This window comes from Helicobacter turcicus, from assembly GCF_019711685.1.
Classification (GTDB): domain Bacteria; phylum Campylobacterota; class Campylobacteria; order Campylobacterales; family Helicobacteraceae; genus Helicobacter_D; species Helicobacter_D turcicus.
The window spans coordinates 77,635-97,253 of record NZ_JAIGYQ010000002.1 but is presented as its reverse complement, the minus strand read 5'-3'; the positions used below and the strand labels follow the sequence as shown (position 1 = coordinate 97,253).

Genomic DNA, 19,619 nt, shown 5'->3' with positions numbered 1-19,619 from the left:
TCTAAAAGTCTCCTTGCAAACTTAATGCAAATTCTAATACACTGCTAAAATCTGGCTTTGGTGATTGCAAAATCTTAAGTGTGCCAAAGCCCTTTAAAAGCTCCCTTGCAGCCGCACTTGTGCTTTTTCCAATACACAACGCATAAAAGCTACTCTCCCAACGAAAGTTTAGTAAAAATGCTTTAATGTGTGAGGGTGCGCTAAAAATAATAATGGAATCTTTTTGTAATTTTGGTGGATTTTCTAAAAAATTAGGTGTGTTCTTATAAACAATCACTTCTTCTAAAGCAATTCCATTTTCTCTTAAGATTTCTGGAAGTTTTGAAGCAATTTTTTTTGCACGCAAGAATAAAGGATTTTTTTTCTTAAGATGAGGGATTAGCTCTTGTGCAAAAATCTCTCCATACGCACTAGAAGCAATAAAACTCGCCTCTATCCCCAAGTCTTTTAAAGCATTTGCGCTCCCTTGCCCAATGACAAAATTTGGCAAACGCGCCCAAAGCTCTTTTAATGCAGTGCCATTATCTAAGGATTCCAAATTTTCATTAAACGCATAAATTGCATTTTTAGAAGTGAATATTAAACTATCACTTGCTTTTAACTTTTGCTCAATATCCTTTGCAAATTGTGTTTGTAGAGTGATTAAAGGTAGAATCCAAACACGTTCATCAAAAGGAAAATACGTTAAATCTGGATTTGTTTTTGTGATATAATAAATCATTTTTTTATTCTAGCTAATTTTGGCAGATAAAGGCATAAAATGTATATCAAAAACAAAAGTCTAGCCAAACCTATCTCCCTAAACTCCCTTGATAGCGATGATTTTATTGTGATTGATTTGCGTTCAAAGGGATATTTTCTAATCAGCCACATCAAAGGTGCTCTAAATATTGAATCCTTGCAGCGCATTGCCTATATTGCACAAGAAAATCCACAAAAAAAGATTCTACTTTACTGCCATAGTGGTGCAACTGCAGCAGACTTTGGATCACAACTTGTTCAAAAAGGGCTAGAAAATATTTATTACATTGACGCAAATTATTTTACGCTCAAAAAATATAATATCCCACAAGAAGGCGAAGGGTTAGAGTAATTAAGCAAATTTTTGTTAAAATTTCACCTTTAATTTAATGCAGGCAGAATAGGGTTATGGAAGAGTTATTTACACAATGGTTACAAGATTATGGCTATGTTATTTTATTTATTTGGAGTACATTAGAGGGAGAACTTGGGCTTATAATGGCTGGAATTATGTGCCACACAGGACATATGACAATTCCCATTGCTGTTGTTGTTGCTGGACTTGGAGGATTTGTCGGAGACCAAGTGTATTTTTATATTGGACGTTACAATAAGCAATTTATTTACAAAAAATTGCAAACGCAACGTAGAAAATTTGCCCTTGCTCACTTATTATTACAACGTTATGGTTGGCCAATTATTTTTGTGCAACGCTATCTTTATGGAATGCGCACAGTAATTCCTATGAGTATTGGGGTGACCCGTTATAGTGCAAAAACCTTTGCCTTTATCAATCTTATTAGTGCGCTTGTTTGGGCGGCAATTACGATAGTTTTAGCATATTATTTTGGGGAGGAGCTTTTAGCAATCGTGCATTATGCAAAAGAGCATTATTATGTTGCGATTCCATTTGCGATAATTTTAGGCAGTGGAATCTATTATTATTTACACAGAGTTACATCAAAAGTTGAAAAAAAGATAATGGGAGATACAAATGAAAATTCTAACAAATGACAAAAAAAGTGATTTAGAGATTGTATTAGTTTTTAATAAAAAGTTGCCAAAGAATCTAACAAAGACGCAAAAAGATGCGTTAGCACTTAGAGACTACAAGGGTGAAGGTGTTTGCTTTATTGGTGAGCAAATTTTTATCGGTGTGGATAGCTATAATTATCCTTTTCCAAACGCATTACGTGATGCGATTGCAAATGCAATTCCAACCATTAAAAAACTAAATATCGCCACAGCTAGCATTTGCATAGAAGATTTACAGAGCGCAAAGGAAGTGTGTGAAGGGCTATTTTTAGGAGATTATAGCTTTGAGACCTACAAAAGCAAAAAATCCCAAAGCAAACTAAAAACCATTTATTTACACTCTAAAACAATAGAATCTAGAGCCTTACAAGCTGTAATCACAGAAGTAGAACATATTTGTATAAGCATTAATGCTGTGCGCGAAATCATTAACACTCCCCCAGCAATTGCTACGCCAGAATATGTTGCTAACATGGCTACAAAAAAAGCAAAAGAACTAGGAATTACATGCATGGTCTATGAACAAAAATTCTTAGAAAAAGAAAAAATGGGTGCGTTTTTAGCTGTGGCAAAGGCAAGTTCAAATGCTCCTTATCTCGTGCATCTAACCTATAAGCCAAAAAATGCCAGTGGCAAAAAGATTCCAAAAATTGCACTTGTTGGTAAAGGTTTAACTTATGATTCTGGAGGGCTTAGCCTAAAACCCGGAGACTATATGACAACAATGAAAGCTGACAAAAGTGGGGCTTGCGCAGTGCTTGGAATCCTAGAAGCCGTAGCAAGGCTAGAGCTTAATGCCGAAGTGCATGGAATCTTAGGGTTAGCAGAAAATATGATTGGTGGGAATGCATATAAACCCGATGATATTTTAATTGCGCGCAATAAAAAGAGCATTGAAGTGCGCAACACTGATGCTGAAGGGCGTTTAGTGTTAGCAGACTGCCTAAGCTATGCAAGTGATTTAAAGCCGGACTTTCTGCTTGATATTGCTACGCTAACGGGGGCTTGTGTGGTGGCTCTTGGAGATTATAGCATTGGTGTTATGGGATACAATGCAAAATTAGCAGAATCTTTTAATAAAATCGCCTTTAGTGCGGGTGAGCTTAGCGCAACCCTGCCTTTTAACCCGTATTTGCGCAAATTATTCAACTCTGATGTAGCAGATCTTTGCAATATCCCTTCAAGTCGCTATGGAAGTGCAATTAGCGCAGGTATGTTTTTAGGTGAGTTTGTCGCACAAGAATTGCAACAAAAATGGCTACACCTTGATATTGCAGGACCTGCTTATGTAGAAAAAGCATGGGGCGTAAATCCCTTTGGAGCTACAGGTGCTAGTGTGCGCTCTATTGTAGAATTTATCAAACATAAAATAAAGGATTGATATGGGCTTATCCATTGGTATTGTAGGACTCCCAAATGTTGGAAAATCCACAACCTTTAATGCATTAACAAAAACACAAAATGCACAATCTGCAAACTATCCTTTTTGCACCATAGAGCCAAATAAGGCTATAGTGTCCGTGCCAGATATGCGCCTTGATGCACTAGCAAAAATCGTCAATCCACAAAAAATTCAACATTCAGTTGTAGAATTTGTGGATATTGCAGGACTTGTAAAGGGTGCTAGTAAGGGTGAAGGTCTTGGCAATCAATTTCTGGCAAACATTAAAGAAACTGAAGTAATTTTGCAAATTATCCGTTGTTTTGAGGATTCCAACATTACGCATGTAGAGGGTAGCATTGACCCTTTGCGTGATGTGGAAATTATTGAAACAGAGCTATTAATTGCTGATATGCAAACACTCCAAAAGCGCGTGGAAAAACTTATAAAGAGTGCAAAAAGCGGAACAGAAAGGGAAGCAAAAGCTCAACTTGAAGTCGCGCAAACTCTTTTAAAACACATAGAAGACGGGAATGCTGTGCGCACATTTAATGATAAGACTAATGGCTATTTTTTGCTTTTAGATAAAGAATTGCGTTTTTTAACCAACAAAGAAATAATTTATGGTGCAAATGTTGATGAAGAAAGCTTGAGTGTTGATAATGCCTTTGTTACCACACTTAGAAAATATGCTTCTAAACAAGGCGCAGAAGTCATTAAACTCTGCTCTAAAATTGAAGAAGAGCTAGTGGGATTAAGCGATGAAGAAGTAGCGGAATTTTTAAAGGATTTAGGTGTGCAAGAGAGTGGTTTAGACACAATTATTCGTTTAGGATTCCAAAAGCTTGGGCTAATTAGCTATTTTACAGCAGGAATCAAAGAAGTACGTGCTTGGACAATCCACAAAGGAGATAAAGCTCCAGTTGCAGCAGGAGTGATTCATAAAGATTTTGAAAAAGGCTTCATTCGTGCGGAGGTTATTGCTTATGAGGACTTTATCAAATACAACGGAGAAGCAAAAGCAAAAGAAGCTGGCGCGATGCGCGTTGAAGGAAAAGATTATATCGTCAAGGATGGCGATATAATGCACTTTAGATTTAATGTATAGCTAAAAAATACTATAATTCCAAATCTCAACAAAAAAGGAATTAAAATGGTTTGTCCATTATGTTATCAAAACATACAAAGCAAAAATAGTCTTTTTCAACTTAAAGATGCTTTTACATTAGCAGGTTATGTGTCTATTCACTCTTTCACAGAAAATAAGGGGGGGGGGGCAAGATAAAACATACCAAATATGGTAGAGGCGATAAAACAATCACATTAACACAATGCAATCATTGTGGATACCTATTTAATAGCTCTTTTAATCCTACAACCTCTTATAAAGAATACGAAAACTATATTCCACGCAAAGCCGTTTCAAAAAACATGTCTGCAAATATTAAAAACATAAGTGATGAAATTTTAAGGATTATCCCCAAAAATTCCAATTGCATTGAAATTGCTCCTGGTCGTGGAGACTTAATATTTGCACTAATCAATCATATAAACTTTATGTATTCCATAGACCCTTCTTTATCCTCTCTAGAAATTGGTCAAATAAAAAATCTAGAACATATTAAAGATTTTTTAGCTACGACACCATTAAACAAAAAATTACCAAACCTATCAACTGCATTATATTTAGACATCTACTTGAACATATTCACACCCCAAAAGCTTTCTTAGAAGATGTTGTTAAGCTTTTAGAATATGGGGGGATTCTTTATATAGAGGTTCCAAATATTGATGAATTCATACAGCACAACAGATTCTATGAAATTTTCAATGATCATTGTGGATATTATCAAGAAAATGTCTTAATTAACACGCTTGAAAAACTAGGATGCACTTTTATTAAAAAGATTCTAACTCATAGTGACCAGCACATGGGATTATTCTTCAAAAAAAAGCATTTAAAATTTAAACTTTATGACTTTAATGACACGTTCTCACATCAAATCCAACAAATAAACTCCGTATTAGAAAATTATAACTCTGTCGCTATTTATGGCGCGGGAGCTCATGGAAATACAATGCTAAACTTTTTAAACCAAAACTCTTTAGAGAAAATTAAAAACTGCTTTGATTTAGATACAATAAAACATAATAAATTTTTACAAAATTCAGATATTAAAATATTTCCTCCACAAAAAGAATACTTAGATAATATTGAAGCAATCTTAATCGTAACACCACTTTATGAAGAAGAAGTTATAGAATACCTCATACAAAATGGCTTTAAGGGAGATATTATTACGACAAAAAGAGAAATTAAAATTAAAAAAGTTTAAGGAATCCAAAAAGGATTCCAGCTTCTAATGCAGTGCTGCGTTTAACTCTATCTTACGATTAGAACGAAATGCAATCATCTCTCCTGTTTGTGCATTTTGTCTAAAATGCACACCATTTTTACCCGATAAATCTCTCCCTTTATAAAGCCCTGTTGCATTCACCACAAAACTTGGATTAATCTCTGCAAGTTTTTTTGCTTCCTCTTCTGTGATTTTAAACACAGTCCCAGCAAGCACTGCAATTCCGCCATCTACAATACAACCATCACCTAGAGAAATCCCTGTTGAGCTATTTACTCCCAAAAGGCAATTTTTACCAATACTAATTGGATCACTATTGCCACCACTTAATACTCCTAAAATGCTAGCACCCCCGCCAACATCGCTACCTTCACCCACAATCACACTTGAACTAATGCGACCCTCATTCATACAAGCACCCATTGCCCCTGCATTAAAATTCACATAGCTAGCTCCGGGCATTTGCGTATAACCACCTTTACCAAGATATGCCCCAAAACGCGTTTTTGCAGTATCAAGTAGGCGGATATTATCATATTGTGGAATCACTTGCATTAAATAGCGCGGAAATTTATCCACAAAGTCAATAGCTGGAAACTCTCCGCGCATTTTTAGTGCGATTTCATTCTCTCTTAACCAGTCTAGCTCATAAGGCACATTGCCACTCCATGCAACATTACTAAGTAATCCAAAAATTCCGTCTAAATACAAACTTCTAAGAGGTGCTTTACCAAGAGAAAGCGCAAGTAACTTCATGTATGCTGATTCTACACTTTTGCATTGCACATCTTCATAAATAGCACAAAATCTATAACGAAAATCCCCATTTTCTGTATAGATTCTATCTTCTTGCAAAGCGCGTTGTAATTCTAATACCACAGCAACATTTTTATGTACGTTTGGATTTGCTTGTGTTTGAGCAATAAATGGCGCAAAGTCCTCTAAGGCTTTAACCACAAATTCTTCTGTAATTCCTAACACTAATTCACTTGCACTATCCTCAAGCACCTCGCATTCTTCACGCAATGCAGAAAAAATCGCATAACTTCCAAAATTCTCACCCCAATTTAGCACAGGATAAGTTGCCTGTAATACCTTATTACTTACCACACCGACATCAGCAAAACAGATTCCAAAACCAATGGGCTGTTTATAATTTGAACTGCTTTGGATTGCTTCAACTTTTGCTTTAAATTCTGCTTGATTCATAACAAATCTCCTTAACAATTAATCATAAGATTATAACGCATTGTCAGCAAAAAACTATAAAAATCCGCTATAATTTGCAATTTCAAAGGTTGCTTATGCAAAGTTGGATTTTAATTACAATACTTTTTGTGTGTGTGCTGCTTCTTATTGCATTTGGTTTTGCTTTATGGAATAGCAAAACAAAAAAAAATTCCAATACCCCTCAAACAAAAATTCCAAATGCACAAGAACTCCTAGAGCTTCTAAAGGCAAAAGACAACACTCTAGAATCTCTTAGTAAGCACTCTCAAACTGCTTGCAAGTTTTACGAACGCTATATGGACGAGTGTGACGATTTTGATTTAGAATTTGTTGCAATTTTAACTGCACATAAAAATGTCAATGCAAAGCTGATTTTAGAAATTGAACGCCGTTTTAAAACCCTAAATCCAGCACGCAAAACACTGTTAGATAAAGCACTTACGTTTGGCTTAGGACACCGCTAACTATTGCGGTGCTTGTAATCCTCATAAGAATAAGATTTAAAAAGCTCAAAACTCCCATTCTTCCTAATTACTCCGATACTAGGAAGCGGAACACCATTAAATGTATTGTTTTTCACAATCGTATAATGCACCATATCCTCAAAAATCAATCTATCGCCAATCTCTAAGGGAGCTTTGAAACTATAATCCCCAATCACATCACCTGCTAGACAAGTAGGACCACCAAAACGATAGCTATATAATTTCTCACCCTTCAAACGCAATTTACCCTTTTTAAAATATGCCTTTGCAGCATAGCTATTACGTACATTTGGGCGATAAGGCATTTCAAGACAATCTGGCATATGCGTTGCTGCACTCACATCTAAAATCGCAATATCCATTCCATTTTTTACAATATCCACCACACTACCAAGTAAGAATCCACACTGCCAACCAACCGCTTCACCGGGTTCTAAATACACTTCTGTTTTATATTTTTTCCTAAAATTTTTGATAATTTTAACGAGCAAATCCACATCATAATCTTTACGAGTAATATGATGTCCTCCGCCAAAGTTTATCCAATGCATTTGCGGAATATACGCACCAAAATGCTCCACAAAGTGCTTTAGAGTGCGCTTTAGTGCATCACTATTTTGCTCACAATGTGTATGAAAATGTAATCCGCTAACCCCCTCTAAACCATATTTTTTCACGCCTTTTTTAAACTCTTTTGGAATAATCCCAAGCCTAGAACCCTCCACACAAGGATTATAAATTTTCGGAGTTACTTCACTATACTTTGGATTTACGCGCAATCCTACCTCAATCTTAGCAACTCCTTTACGTTCCCTTAAAGCATTTTGCGTATCAATTAAATCCTTAAAAGTTTGCCACTGGGCAAAAGAATTAAAAATAATATGGTTTGAAATTTGCACTAATTCACGCATTTCTTCTAATTTATAAGAAGGGCTAAAAGTCGTTACTTCTTTACCAAATTCTTCATAGCCAAGCCGCGCTTCATAGATTCCACTTGCTGTTATGCCACTTAAATATCTCTTTGCTAATTCAAAGCTTCTCCATAATGCATAGCCTTTTAGTGCTAATAAAACCTTTGCTCCGCTACGCTTTTGCACAGAATCTAAAAGTTGTAAATTGTTCTCAAACTTCTCTTCTTCAAGCACATAACAAGGGCTTGGAATATTCCTAAAACACTGCGGATAATTACAAGTTAAAAAACTAGAACGTGTTACCCTTTTGGGATTCTTCTTTTTTAGACTCTGTGTAGATTGACTCTGCATTTTTTGCTTTCGCATACTTAACCTTTGGCGTATTTTTGACAAATTCTAGCAAATCCTTACTTGTGTAAAGATTTTGTGGAATCTTTTTTAACGCGATTTTAAAGACTTCCCATGCAGTTTTAGAATCCCGCAAAGCACGATGCAAATCTTGATGGTTAATGCCCAAGAATTCGTTTAAGAAACCTAGAGAATAGCGAGGTGATTCCAATGTGCTTTGTGCAAGTTTAAGAGTGCAAAGGCGTGGATTATACAAATATCCAAAGCCACATCTCTCTAGGGATTGACTAAGAAAGTTATAATCAAAATCTACATTATGTGCCACAAAAATGCTATCCCCCAAAAATAGCTTAAATTTCTCTAGCACATTTGTAAGCCTTGGAGCATTTTCTAACATTTGCGCATTGATGCCAGTGATTTTTGTAATGTATTCTGGAATCTCAATGTTATACACAAAAGATTCAAAGCTATCAATAATTTCTCCACCACGCACTTTAAGCGCACCAATTTCAATAGGTGCGTGAATATAGGGATTATGCCCATTTGTCTCAATATCCACAATGCAAAAGGTTTCTTTTATGATAGGTGTAATTTTTGGACGAAAGTAGATATTATTATGTGCTATTTCAATAGGGATTCCACTATTTTTAAAAATTTCAAGCTCACTTTCAATATCACCAAATAGCCCAGCTACTGGTGTTAATAAACTCAAAAGCTCATTCTCGCTAAGTGGTCGCTTATTTAGAATCGCGAGGATTTTATCATAGCGTTTTGGCATCAAGATTCCATTTATCAAGTTTAAAATCAGAATTGCAATATCAATGCTAGAAGTTTGTATCCATAAACCTTATGGCTTTCCCTATCAGCATTTATTGCGCCCAGCACCATACTTTGCTTCCATGGCTTCTTTAAAAAACTCCTTTTGAGATTTTGGAATCTCATCGGGATGATTTTTCTTAAAGTGCTCCAAGTATTTATCATAACTTGGCATTCCAACAAGCAAATGAAAAAAGCGATCGGATTTTTTATAGAGCATTTTTAAATATAAAACCATTCTTTGCATAAATTATCCTTAGCTAAGAATTGTAAAAATTTATAATTAAAATTCTAATAAAACTAGAGATTTTATAAAATAAGACAGATTGCAATATGTAGTTTAGTAGCACAATGCAAAGGAATTTTATGAGTGTTTTGCTTCGTTATAGTTTTTAGCTACATATAACTTCATTGCTTTTTATGATCTTAACAATCTCTCTTTACTAGAACAATCTAGCAATTATTAACCAATATCAATTACTCTATTACTTTCTCCGCATCGTTTTTACTATAAACACAAATTTTTTAAAAAGTAGCACCAAGCCTATTGTAACTAATATTTTTATGAAATAACTTTCTTACTTGATTTCATATTAGAGATTAAAAATTAATCTGCTATTTTTTTAAATTACACCTATTGTAGATACAGAATATATTTTATAAGATTTCTAAAATATTTAGAAGTGAGTATGCCACTTTTTTAGCACTAAACTTTTAATCTAAGAGAAAATTCCCCTTAGATTAAAAACTAATGTGCAACAACTTGTCCTTCATAATCACTTGCCTTTAAATATGGGGATTCTGCAAGTGGAATCGTATTTTCGCCTTTTGTGCATTTAATGCAGATTCTAATGGTTTGGATTAAAACCAAACAAGTTACAAACATAAAAAACGCACACAAACCTGCATTAACCAAATTATTTGTAGCAATTGTAGCAAACCTTTCCGCCAAAGCTGGATCTGTCGCTGTTGCGGCTTTTGCACTATTGATTTGCCAAAGTGCGATGTGGCTGACTGCATCGTGAATTCTCTCTCCATTTGCAGGAAGCAACTTTAAGATTCCAGCATAAAGCGTTGAAATTAAAACCCAAGCAGCAGGAAGGATTACAACCCATGCCTGTTTAGCTTTACCCATTTTAAAGAGTACTGCAACCACAAGCAACAATGCCATACCTGCTAACATTTGATTAGAAACACCAAAGAGCGTCCAAAGTGATTTCACACCACCTTGAGGGTCTGTAACACCTTGATAAAGAATATATCCCCAGCCTATAACACAGATCAGAGTTGCAATCACTCCCCAAAACATTGAGTGGATATTGCCAATTGGCTTATACACATTTCCTAAGACATCTTGCACCATAAAGCGCCCTGCTCTAGTCCCTGCATCCACGGCTGTTAGGATAAATAACGCTTCAAATAGAATTGCAAAATGGTACCAAAATGCCATAGAACCTTGATTAAAAATCGGAATCTCCGATATAATCATTGCTAGACCAATTGCAAATGTTGGCGCACCACCTGTTCTACTTAAAATACTATTTTCTCCAATGTTATTTGCCATACCTAGAATTTCTTCTGGAGTTATTACAAAGCCAAAGCTACTAATCGTCTGTGCTGCAACCTGTGCTGCTTGAGCGACATCTGTAATACCCATTGTTCCAAGTCCAGCAGGAGCAACATTAATAGAAAAATATAAACCCGGGGTTAAAATACAAGCTGCAATTAATGCCATAACAGCGACTGCAGATTCCATAACCATTGAGCCATAACCTACCATTCTAGCATGGGATTCTCTCTCTAGCATTTTTGGCGTTGTTCCACTTGAAATCAATGCATGGAATCCGCTAATAGCCCCGCAAGCAATGGTGATAAACAAGAATGGAAAGAGTTGTCCGCTAAAAACAGGACCGCTACCATCTATAAATTTTGTTGTGGCAGGAAATTGAATATTGGGTGCTACAAATAAGATTCCAGCAGCCATTAAAACGATAACGCCGATTTTTAAAAATGTGCTTAGATAATCCCTTGGTGCAAGCAAGAACCAAACAGGTAAAATTGCTGCAACAAAACCATAACCAATCATAGTATAAGTAAGTGTTACAGGGCTTAAAGTAAAAATTTCAGCTAATACAGGATTCTCTGCTACCACTTGCCCATAATAAAGTGATAAAATGAGAAGCACAAAGCCAATGATGCTTGCCTCGCCAATCTTACCTGGTCGTAAAAAGCGCATATGGATTCCCATATAAATTGCAATAGGAATTGTCATAGCAATCGTAAATAGCCCCCATGGAGATTCCGCAAGAGCATTGACTACAACTAAAGCTAAAATTGCAATAATTAACATCATAATTCCCAATATTCCAATCATCGCAATACTTCCCACGCCACTACCAAGCTCCAACTTAATAATCTCACCTAGCGACTTTCCATTACGACGCATTGAAACAAAAAGCACCGTAAAGTCATGCACAGCTCCAGCCAACACAACTCCGACAACAATCCAAATCATACCGGGTAGATACCCCATTTGTGCTGCAAGAATAGGACCAACAAGCGGACCCGCTCCAGCAATAGCTGCAAAATGATGCCCAAAGAGGACGATTTTATTTGTCGGCACAAAATCACGTCCATCATTTTGCGTCAAAGCAGGTGTTGCACGATTGTCATCTAATCCTAAAACCCCTTCTGCAATGTATTTTGAATAAAAACGATAGCCAATTGCGTAGATACAAACTGCCGCAACAACAATCCACACTGCTGAGATTTGTTCCCCCTTATGAAGTGCCAAAACACCAAAACCCCAAGCACCGATAAAGGCAACAACCGCCCATACAGCCATACTTAAAATCTTGTTCATAAAAACTCCCTGAAAAATTCTTAAACTAAGCGTAGCTATTATATATTTTTATCCTAATAATCAAAAGAATAAAAACTTAAATTTTGAGAATATTCTATGTTTCTTTTTGAAAAACCTATCAAAAATGTTTATTTTTTACTCAAATCTATTCTCAAGTGGCACTCTTGTGGAGCGTTTAAGCAAGGTGGATTTAAACGCATTTATAATTGTGGATAAATTCTACAAGAGCAATAGCATTCTCACGTGGTAAATCTGGCAACATTCCATGCCCTAGGTTAAAGATATGCGCACTTCCTTGCATTAAATCTAGAATCTCTTTTGCTCCCTCTAGCATAGAATCCCTTACATAGATTCTGCATGGCTCTAAATTTCCTTGCAATGTGTATTTTGCGCCTAGTTTTTCTTTTGCTAAAACTAAAGGTGTGCTCCAATCCACACCAAAAACATCAAAATTTCCATCAATTCTATCTAAAAATCCGGAGATACCTTTAGGAAATAAAATCACAGGAATGTGTGGATACTTGCCCTTAATAAAATCCGCAATCTCTTTGCAATATTTCCAACCAAATTCTAAATATGCACTCTCTTCTAACGCGCTTGCCCAAGAGTCAAAAACCATCACAGCATTTACTCCCGCTTTTATTTGGAATTCCAAATAATTTTTTAGATTATGGGTAATTTTTTGTAAAATTTGATGTAAAAATTTTGGATTTTGGTAAAGCATTTTTTTTGATTTTAGATAAGTTTTGCTTCCTTCTCCTTCAATCATATAAGTCGCAAGCGTCCAAGACGCACCACAAAAACCAATAAGTGCTTTGTCTTGAGCCAGATTTTGACGCGTTAGGGCAATAGTATCATAGACATAATTTAGTTTTTCATAGGCATTTTCACTAAGTTTTGCTAGATCTTGCGCGCTCTCAATGGGATTTGCAAACTTTGGACCCTCCCCTGCAAAAAACCCTAAATCCATTCCCATTTCAAGCGGAATCACCAAAATATCACTAAATAAAATCGCAGCATCTACATTCAAAATATCCACAGGTTGCAAGGTTACTTTTGAGGAGAGTTTTGGATCTTTACAAAGAGAGAGAAAATCTCCAGCCTGTTTGCGCACTTCTTTGTATTCGCTTAAATATCTCCCAGCTTGACGCATAAACCAAACCGGCGTATAAGGCGTGTGTCTTTTAAAGCAAGCATCTACAAAAACCATACTTTTTCCTTTGTTTGCATAAAATCTTTGCTGTATTTTATCTAAGTAACATAGCATTTATGCTAAAATTCAGCCTTTAATTTACTCAAATAAATTTGAATTTTCCCAAATTAGTCAAAGGTTAGATATGATTTTAGAGTTTGCAAAAAAGATTTTCAGCAATAAAAACGATCGCTTAGTAGGACACTATCGTAAAGAAATCCGCAAAATTAATGCCCTTGAAGAAAAATACCAAAACTTAGGCAACACAGAACTTCAAGAAGCCTTTAAGTCGCTAAAAGAGCAAGTTCAAAATGCTGATAATCCAAAATCTATACTCAATAAAATCCTTTATGATTCCTTTGCAATTACGAGAGAAGTGAGCAAAAGAGTGTTAAACATGCGCCATTTTGATGTGCAGCTAATCGGCGGTATAGTCTTGCATGAGGGCAAAATTGCCGAGATGAAAACAGGGGAAGGAAAAACGCTTGTTGCTACATTGCCTGTGTGCTTAAATGCGATGGTTGGCAAAAGTGTGCATATTGTAACTGTTAATGATTATCTAGCACAAAGAGACGCGGAGCTTATGCGACCACTTTATGAATTCCTTGGCTATTCTGTTGGAATTATCCTTAGTGGAAATTACGATGAAGCAGACCGCTTAACACAATATTCTTGTGATATTGTTTATGGCACAAACAACGAATTTGGTTTTGATTATTTGCGTGACAATATGAAATACGACTACAACCAAAAGGTGCAAAAATACCACCATTTTGCCATTGTAGATGAAGTAGATTCTATCTTAATTGACGAAGCACGTACACCTTTAGTTATTTCTGGTCCAACAAATCGCACTCTAGATAACTACAAACTTGCTAATAATGTTGCTTTAAAACTCAAAGAAGAAATACACTACACCATAGATGAAAAAAATCGCACCATAATACTAACTGAAGAGGGAATCAACGAGACAGAAAAACTCTTTAAAATTGACAATCTCTATAGCATTGAAAATGCGATTTTAGCTCACCATCTTGATCAAGCTCTAAAGGCAAATAAGCTTTTTAAAATTGACAAAGATTATGTCTTACGTGATGGTGAAGTTGTCATTGTTGATGAATTTACAGGGAGACTAAGTGAGGGAAGACGCTTTAGTGAGGGCTTACATCAAGCCTTAGAAGCTAAAGAAGGGGTAACAATTAAAGAAGAATCCCAAACGTTAGCAGATATTACCTATCAAAACTATTTTAGACTCTATGAAAAACTAGCTGGAATGACAGGAACAGCGCAAACTGAAGCAAGTGAGTTTTTACAAATTTACAATCTTGATGTGATTTCCATTCCTACAAATATTCCAGTTAAACGCAAGGATTTGAACGATTTAATCTATAAAACAGAAGCAGAGAAATTTAAAGCACTTACCCAAAAAATTATAGAACTTCACAAAAATGGACAACCAATTCTTGTGGGAACTGCTTCCATTGAAAAAAGCGAAAAAATCCACGAGCTTCTTCAAAAAGAGAGGATTCCACACTCTGTGCTTAATGCAAAACAACACGCAAAAGAAGCTGAAATCATTAAGGACGCAGGAAGAAAGGGCGCAGTAACCATTGCTACAAATATGGCTGGACGTGGTGTGGATATTAAAATTGATGATGAAGTGCGTACATTAGGGGGGCTTTATATCATAGGAACGGAACGTCATGAATCAAGAAGGATTGATAATCAATTAAGAGGACGTAGCGGGAGACAAGGCGACCCGGGAACTAGCCAATTTTATCTAAGCTTAGAGGATTCCTTATTGCGTATTTTTGGAAGTGATAAAATTAAGGGTATTATGGATAAACTAGGGCTTGATGAGGGAGAACATATCGAATCTAAGCTTGTTACACGTTCAGTAGAAAATGCACAAAAAAAAGTAGAATCTATGCACTTTGAAGCAAGAAAGCATTTGTTAGAATATGATGATGTTGCAAATGAACAAAGGAAAGCTATTTATCGTGTGCGCAATGAATTATTAGACCCAAATTATAGCATTTCTCACAAAATCATTGAGAATCGCCAAGATTCTATTGTGATGCTACTTGAAAAATGTGAAGTCTTCAACGATGATGATAACCTAGAACTACTTTGCGCTCAAGCTAAAGAAGATTTCAATATTACATTAAACCAAGAGAGTTTAAAGGAATCCTTCAAAACAAATAACAACTTTGAAAAGTATATTGAAGAGATTCTAATCCATGATTATGAAGTTAAAATGCAACACATTAATCCAAAAGTACGTAGTGAGATTGAAAAACTTGTATATCTCCAAACGCTAGACAACTTATGGCGCGAACATTTGTATGTGATGGATAATCTAAAAACTGGAATCGGATTGCGCGGATACAATCAAAAAGACCCCTTAGTAGAGTATAAAAAAGAAAGTTACAATCTTTTTGTTGAACTTGCTGCACAGATTAAATATACAGCAATTAAGATGCTTCAAAAAGTCCAACTAAGTGCCACAGATGACACAGAACAAACCAAAGCAGCACGACAAAAACTCTCAAATTCCACAAAAGGTGTGCAAGCTACACAACCAAAAGCACCCCTTTTCAAAAGCAAACCAGTGCGCAATGAACCTTGCCCTTGCGGAAGTGGCAGAAAATATAAGGATTGCTGTGGAAAGAGCGGACCAAAAAGTGGCGAATTAGCAAGAAAGTCTAAGAACTAATGCTAAAACAAAGTCTAGTTTCCTACCTTATACGTCGTTATTTGCGCTTTAATAAAACACAACCTTTTATCTCTATTACAGCGATTCTAGCGTTTTTAGGAGTCAGCATTGGCGTAATGGTGCTTATTGTTGCAATGGCACTTATGAATGGCTTTGATAAGGAATTTGAACGCAAATTATTTATTATGAACTACCCTATAACTATGGTAAGTGCTAGTTTTAATCGTCCTAATGAAGAACTTTTAATGGATTTAGAAAAAAACTTCAAACACCTAAAATTTAGCCCTTTTATCCAAATACAAGCACTCTCAAAAGCAAATGAAAGTATTGAAGGAGCAATGGTTTTTGGCGTAGATTTTGAGCGCGAGAGTGCGATAAATCCTGTATTTAATGAAGCTCTACTCTCTACACAACACACTTTTAAAGAAAGACTCGGTGAGACATACAAGCCAGAACCTTTTCAAATCATTATCGGCAAAACCCTTAAAGAGCAGTTTCGCCTACGCTTTAATTCTAATTTACTGCTTATTTTCACACAATTTAGCCCAACAGCTATTAATCTAACTCCTACAATGAAACGCTTTGAAGTAGTGGGCGTGTTTAACTCTGGGCTTATTGCTTATGATAAAGGTTACATTTACACAACCTTAGAAGCTTTGCAAACAATTAAAACAATGCCACAAGGTGTGTATGATGGAATCCATATTTATTCTAAAAATCCTCAAAAAGATATTATTGCTCTAAAAGAAAAATATCCTTATATGCATTTTGTAGGTTGGTGGGAACAAAATGGTAACTTCTTCGCCGCCTTAGAGTTAGAAAAACGTGCATTGTTTATCGTGCTTATGTTGATTATTTTAGTGGCTTCTCTTAATATTATTAGCTCACTTTTAATGACCGTGATGAATCGACGCAAAGAAATTGCTCTACTTTTAACAATGGGTGCAAGCACTAAAGAAATTAAAAAAACTTTTCTTTATTTAGGAAATGTAATTGGTGTTAGCGGAATTCTAGTTGGTGCATTTTTAGCGGCAATTATTTTATTTGCACTTGCAAATTTTCCAATCATCTCACTCCCCGCAGATGTTTATGGAAGTGATAAACTCCCACTAGACCTCTCACTTATTGACTTAGGAGCGATTTTAATTGGCTCTTTTGTGATTGTATTTTTATCTTCTTATTATCCAGCAAAAAAGGCAACACAAATAGATCCGTTGCAAGTTTTGCGCAATGAGTAAGACTTACAAGGAGTTTGAAAAAATCTTTGTAGAAATTACAAATTTTTGTGGTTTGCATTGTAGCTTTTGCACACCTAAAAAAGAAGCAAAGAAAATAATGCCATTAGAGCTTTTTAATAAAATCTCACAAGAGATTTCTCCTTACACAAAGCTCTGTTCCTTGCACATTCTAGGAGACCCACTAAGCATAAATAATCTAAAAGATTATTTGGATTCCGCAAAGGATTTAAAGCTTGATATTACCACAAGCGGATTCTTTTTAAATCCTCAAAACATTGCACTTTTACTTGAATATCCAAATGTGCATCAAATCAATATCTCGCTAACTAGCATACTCTATCAAAAACAACCAATGCTGTTAGAATCATATTTGCAAAAAGTCTTAGAACTCTGTCAAAAACACCAAGCAAAACAAAGTGAGAAGTTTATCAATTTAAGATTATGGAATCTAAATAGCAACTTCAAAGCACCAAAATGCAATGCAACTATTTATGAAACTTTGCAGAAGCATTTTAACTTATCCTCTATCTCTCCTCTTAAAACTCGCCTTTCCTATAAAATCCACTTGATTGGTGCACCTTTTTTTGAATGGGTGGATACAGAAAATACAATAAAACATACAAGAGGCTTTTGTTATGGGGCTAGTAAGCAACTTGGAATCTTATGCGATGGACGCGTTGTTCCTTGTTGTTTTGATACTAAAGGAGAAATCACACTAGGAGACATAAAAACGCAAAACTTTAGAGAAATCTTAGAATCTAAACGTAGAATAGATTTAATTAATGGATTTAAAAACAATGCGCGTATTGAATCTCTTTGTCAAGCTTGCAAATATCCTAATTCTTTAAAATCAAAAGATTTAAACCAGAAAAATATTAAAAAGGAATCTAAAAAATAGAGACAAAACTTCCTGCACTTGCAGGAAGTCTAATTAAAATAATGCAGTCGCTACAAAGCCTAAAGCAACAGAAAATGCGATAGCTAAGACGCCCGGAATTAAAAAGGCGTGATTAAAAATGTATTTACCAAGTCTTGTAGAACCCGTATCGTCCATTTGGACCGCTCCTAGAAGTGTAGGATAAGTTGGAAGAACAAAAAGCGCAGAAACTGCCGCAAATGAAGCTACAAGCATATAGGAATCCCCGGGATTTGCTGCTGTGATTCCAAGTGCCGCGACAACAACAGGAGTAATTGCTTTTGCAGTTGCTGCTTGAGAATAAAGAAGCGTTGCTGCAAAGAAGAAAATAACAGCTAACAACGAAGGAACTTGTTGCACCCAGTTTCCTGCTAAATCTTTAATTTCATTTGTATATCCACCTACAAATGTATTTCCAAGCCAAGCAACGCCAAGAACACACACACAAGCAACCATACCAGATTTAAACACGCTTGTATCGGCAATTTTACTAGTTTCAACTTTGCAGAAAATTACGATTAATGTTGCAACTGCTAGCATAAAGCTCATAATTGCTGCATCTCTAGGAACAATCACATTTTCAATTAATACCGCCTCTCCACCAATTTTTGAAATTGCTGTTGCGTATAAAACAACAAATAAAACTCCGATTAAAAAGATTCCAACAGAAAGTTTTGCACCCTCTTTTAATCCCATATTTTGTGCGCCAACTGCTGGTTTAACCAAACCTTGTGCTAATCTTTCTTGATACACAGGATCTTTGCTTAAATCAAGATTTGAGAATATTGTAACAACAAACGCTGTTAGCATACAACCAATAAATGTTGTTGGAATCCAAATTCCAAGCAGTAGCGGATAACTCCACCCTAAAGGCTCTAAGACACCTGTCATATAAACAACAGCCGCACTAACAGGGCTTGCGGTAATTGCAATTTGACTAGCTACAACAGCAATGGAAAGCGGGGCTGATGGTTTAATGTTTTGTTCTTTTGCTACTTCTACAATAACAGGAATCATTGAAAATGCTGTGTGTCCTGTCCCTGCTAAAACCGTCAAAAAATAAGTAACAGTTGGGGCAAGATAATTGATATATTTTGGATTTGAACGCAGAATTTTCTCTGCAATTTGCACCAAATAATCTAAGCCTCCCGCAAGTTGCATTGCTGAAATTGCAGCAATAACTGACATAATAATCAAAATAACATCCCATGGAATGCTACCGGGCTTCATTCCTAATGCTAAACCCAAAATAACAACTCCAATACCTCCGGCATAACCAACTCCAATTCCACCTAGACGGATACCTACAAAAATCGCTCCAAGCAGAACGATTATCTGAAGTATTAACATGATATCCATTATTTTTCCTTACTTTTTAATTTTTCTTAAG

The 19,619-nt window shown here is 35.7% G+C and carries 18 protein-coding genes; 10 read left to right on the top strand and 8 right to left on the bottom strand.

Annotation, left to right across the window (positions count from 1 at the left end; genetic code table 11):
• Position 1: 1 nt before the first annotated feature.
• Positions 2–721 carry a uroporphyrinogen-III synthase gene (locus tag K4G57_RS02050; protein ID WP_221531562.1) on the bottom strand — a complete coding sequence of 240 codons (720 nt, stop codon included), beginning with the start codon at positions 719–721 and terminating at the stop codon, positions 2–4.
• Positions 722–760: 39 nt separating this feature from the next.
• Here K4G57_RS02050 and K4G57_RS02045 point away from each other — a divergent pair, with 39 nt between their 5' ends.
• The 6 genes from K4G57_RS02045 to K4G57_RS09295 all read left to right on the top strand — a co-directional run bounded on the left by K4G57_RS02045 (position 761) and on the right by K4G57_RS09295 (position 5,493).
• Positions 761–1,093, top strand: a complete 333-nt coding sequence (locus tag K4G57_RS02045; RefSeq protein ID WP_221531563.1) for a rhodanese-like domain-containing protein — start codon at positions 761–763, stop codon at positions 1,091–1,093.
• A 56-nt stretch (positions 1,094–1,149) separates the two neighbouring features.
• Complete coding sequence (locus tag K4G57_RS02040) at positions 1,150–1,755, top strand: DedA family protein (RefSeq protein ID WP_221531564.1); 606 nt, start codon at positions 1,150–1,152, stop codon at positions 1,753–1,755.
• Positions 1,736–3,157: a leucyl aminopeptidase gene (locus K4G57_RS02035; protein ID WP_221531565.1), complete on the top strand. Its 1,422-nt coding sequence runs from the start codon at positions 1,736–1,738 to the stop codon at positions 3,155–3,157. The genes K4G57_RS02040 and K4G57_RS02035 overlap by 20 nt, the downstream gene beginning before the upstream one ends.
• 1 nt (position 3,158) lies before the next feature.
• Positions 3,159–4,265: a redox-regulated ATPase YchF gene (ychF, locus tag K4G57_RS02030; protein ID WP_221531566.1), complete on the top strand. Its 1,107-nt coding sequence runs from the start codon at positions 3,159–3,161 to the stop codon at positions 4,263–4,265.
• A gap of 45 nt (positions 4,266–4,310) precedes the next feature.
• Positions 4,311–4,442 (top strand): hypothetical protein, encoded by a 132-nt coding sequence (locus K4G57_RS09200; RefSeq protein WP_283249662.1) that lies wholly within the window; start codon positions 4,311–4,313, stop codon positions 4,440–4,442.
• A 361-nt stretch (positions 4,443–4,803) separates the two neighbouring features.
• Complete coding sequence (locus tag K4G57_RS09295; RefSeq protein WP_346728167.1) at positions 4,804–5,493, top strand: methyltransferase domain-containing protein; 690 nt, start codon at positions 4,804–4,806, stop codon at positions 5,491–5,493.
• Between the two features lie 24 nt (positions 5,494–5,517).
• Here K4G57_RS09295 and K4G57_RS02020 read toward each other — a convergent pair whose 3' ends face one another.
• On the bottom strand, positions 5,518–6,723 hold the full coding sequence (locus tag K4G57_RS02020; RefSeq protein ID WP_221531567.1) for a 2,3,4,5-tetrahydropyridine-2,6-carboxylate N-succinyltransferase: 1,206 nt from the start codon (positions 6,721–6,723) through the stop codon (positions 5,518–5,520).
• Positions 6,724–6,818: 95 nt separating this feature from the next.
• On the opposite strand from K4G57_RS02020, the gene K4G57_RS02015 reads away from it, so the two are divergent.
• Entirely contained in the window at positions 6,819–7,208 is a 390-nt protein-coding gene (locus K4G57_RS02015) for a hypothetical protein (RefSeq protein WP_221531568.1), read from the top strand.
• On the opposite strand, the gene nspC is transcribed toward K4G57_RS02015, so the two are convergent.
• The 5 genes from nspC to hemE form a co-directional block, all read right to left on the bottom strand.
• The gene (gene nspC / locus K4G57_RS02010; RefSeq protein ID WP_236033164.1) at positions 7,205–8,506 is read right to left on the bottom strand and encodes a carboxynorspermidine decarboxylase; all 1,302 of its coding nucleotides are present in this window, start codon (positions 8,504–8,506) and stop codon (positions 7,205–7,207) included. The two genes, K4G57_RS02015 and nspC, sit on opposite strands and share 4 nt — an antisense overlap.
• Positions 8,430–9,266 carry a 3'-5' exonuclease gene (locus K4G57_RS02005; RefSeq protein ID WP_221531569.1) on the bottom strand — a complete coding sequence of 279 codons (837 nt, stop codon included), beginning with the start codon at positions 9,264–9,266 and terminating at the stop codon, positions 8,430–8,432. Before K4G57_RS02005 ends, nspC begins: the two co-directional genes overlap by 77 nt.
• A gap of 84 nt (positions 9,267–9,350) precedes the next feature.
• The gene (kcuS, locus tag K4G57_RS02000) at positions 9,351–9,551 is read right to left on the bottom strand and encodes a KCU-star family selenoprotein (protein ID WP_283249661.1); all 201 of its coding nucleotides are present in this window, start codon (positions 9,549–9,551) and stop codon (positions 9,351–9,353) included.
• Positions 9,552–10,052: 501 nt separating this feature from the next.
• Positions 10,053–12,167 carry a carbon starvation CstA family protein gene (locus K4G57_RS01995; RefSeq protein ID WP_221531570.1) on the bottom strand — a complete coding sequence of 705 codons (2,115 nt, stop codon included), beginning with the start codon at positions 12,165–12,167 and terminating at the stop codon, positions 10,053–10,055.
• Positions 12,168–12,357: 190 nt separating this feature from the next.
• Entirely contained in the window at positions 12,358–13,377 is a 1,020-nt protein-coding gene (hemE, locus tag K4G57_RS01990) for a uroporphyrinogen decarboxylase (RefSeq protein WP_221531571.1), read from the bottom strand.
• A gap of 127 nt (positions 13,378–13,504) precedes the next feature.
• Here hemE and secA point away from each other — a divergent pair, with 127 nt between their 5' ends.
• From secA to K4G57_RS01975, 3 genes are read left to right on the top strand one after another with little or no spacing between them, the layout of a single operon-like run.
• The gene (gene secA, locus K4G57_RS01985) at positions 13,505–16,075 is read left to right on the top strand and encodes a preprotein translocase subunit SecA (RefSeq protein ID WP_221531572.1); all 2,571 of its coding nucleotides are present in this window, start codon (positions 13,505–13,507) and stop codon (positions 16,073–16,075) included.
• Positions 16,075–17,313 carry an ABC transporter permease gene (locus tag K4G57_RS01980; protein WP_221531573.1) on the top strand — a complete coding sequence of 413 codons (1,239 nt, stop codon included), beginning with the start codon at positions 16,075–16,077 and terminating at the stop codon, positions 17,311–17,313. The genes secA and K4G57_RS01980 overlap by 1 nt, the downstream gene beginning before the upstream one ends.
• Positions 17,306–18,211: a radical SAM/SPASM domain-containing protein gene (locus K4G57_RS01975; RefSeq protein ID WP_221531574.1), complete on the top strand. Its 906-nt coding sequence runs from the start codon at positions 17,306–17,308 to the stop codon at positions 18,209–18,211. The genes K4G57_RS01980 and K4G57_RS01975 overlap by 8 nt, the downstream gene beginning before the upstream one ends.
• Positions 18,212–18,244: 33 nt before the next feature.
• On the opposite strand, the gene K4G57_RS01970 is transcribed toward K4G57_RS01975, so the two are convergent.
• Positions 18,245–19,588, bottom strand: a complete 1,344-nt coding sequence (locus K4G57_RS01970) for an anaerobic C4-dicarboxylate transporter (protein WP_236033165.1) — start codon at positions 19,586–19,588, stop codon at positions 18,245–18,247.
• Positions 19,589–19,619 lie beyond the last annotated feature (31 nt).

Coding starts and splice junctions, on each gene's coding strand:
- K4G57_RS02050 (WP_221531562.1), bottom strand. CDS start 721: ATGATTTATTATATCACAAAAACAAATCCAGATTTAACGTATTTTCCT.
- hemE (WP_221531571.1), bottom strand. CDS start 13,377: ATGGTTTTTGTAGATGCTTGCTTTAAAAGACACACGCCTTATACGCCG.
- kcuS (WP_283249661.1), bottom strand. CDS start 9,551: ATGCAAAGAATGGTTTTATATTTAAAAATGCTCTATAAAAAATCCGAT.
- ychF (WP_221531566.1), top strand. CDS start 3,159: ATGGGCTTATCCATTGGTATTGTAGGACTCCCAAATGTTGGAAAATCC.
- K4G57_RS02005 (WP_221531569.1), bottom strand. CDS start 9,266: ATGCCAAAACGCTATGATAAAATCCTCGCGATTCTAAATAAGCGACCA.
- nspC (WP_236033164.1), bottom strand. CDS start 8,506: ATGCGAAAGCAAAAAATGCAGAGTCAATCTACACAGAGTCTAAAAAAG.
- K4G57_RS02040 (WP_221531564.1), top strand. CDS start 1,150: ATGGAAGAGTTATTTACACAATGGTTACAAGATTATGGCTATGTTATT.
- K4G57_RS01995 (WP_221531570.1), bottom strand. CDS start 12,167: ATGAACAAGATTTTAAGTATGGCTGTATGGGCGGTTGTTGCCTTTATC.
- K4G57_RS01970 (WP_236033165.1), bottom strand. CDS start 19,588: ATGGATATCATGTTAATACTTCAGATAATCGTTCTGCTTGGAGCGATT.
- K4G57_RS02045 (WP_221531563.1), top strand. CDS start 761: ATGTATATCAAAAACAAAAGTCTAGCCAAACCTATCTCCCTAAACTCC.
- K4G57_RS02035 (WP_221531565.1), top strand. CDS start 1,736: ATGAAAATTCTAACAAATGACAAAAAAAGTGATTTAGAGATTGTATTA.
- K4G57_RS01975 (WP_221531574.1), top strand. CDS start 17,306: ATGAGTAAGACTTACAAGGAGTTTGAAAAAATCTTTGTAGAAATTACA.
- secA (WP_221531572.1), top strand. CDS start 13,505: ATGATTTTAGAGTTTGCAAAAAAGATTTTCAGCAATAAAAACGATCGC.
- K4G57_RS01980 (WP_221531573.1), top strand. CDS start 16,075: ATGCTAAAACAAAGTCTAGTTTCCTACCTTATACGTCGTTATTTGCGC.
- K4G57_RS09200 (WP_283249662.1), top strand. CDS start 4,311: ATGGTTTGTCCATTATGTTATCAAAACATACAAAGCAAAAATAGTCTT.
- K4G57_RS02020 (WP_221531567.1), bottom strand. CDS start 6,723: ATGAATCAAGCAGAATTTAAAGCAAAAGTTGAAGCAATCCAAAGCAGT.
- K4G57_RS02015 (WP_221531568.1), top strand. CDS start 6,819: ATGCAAAGTTGGATTTTAATTACAATACTTTTTGTGTGTGTGCTGCTT.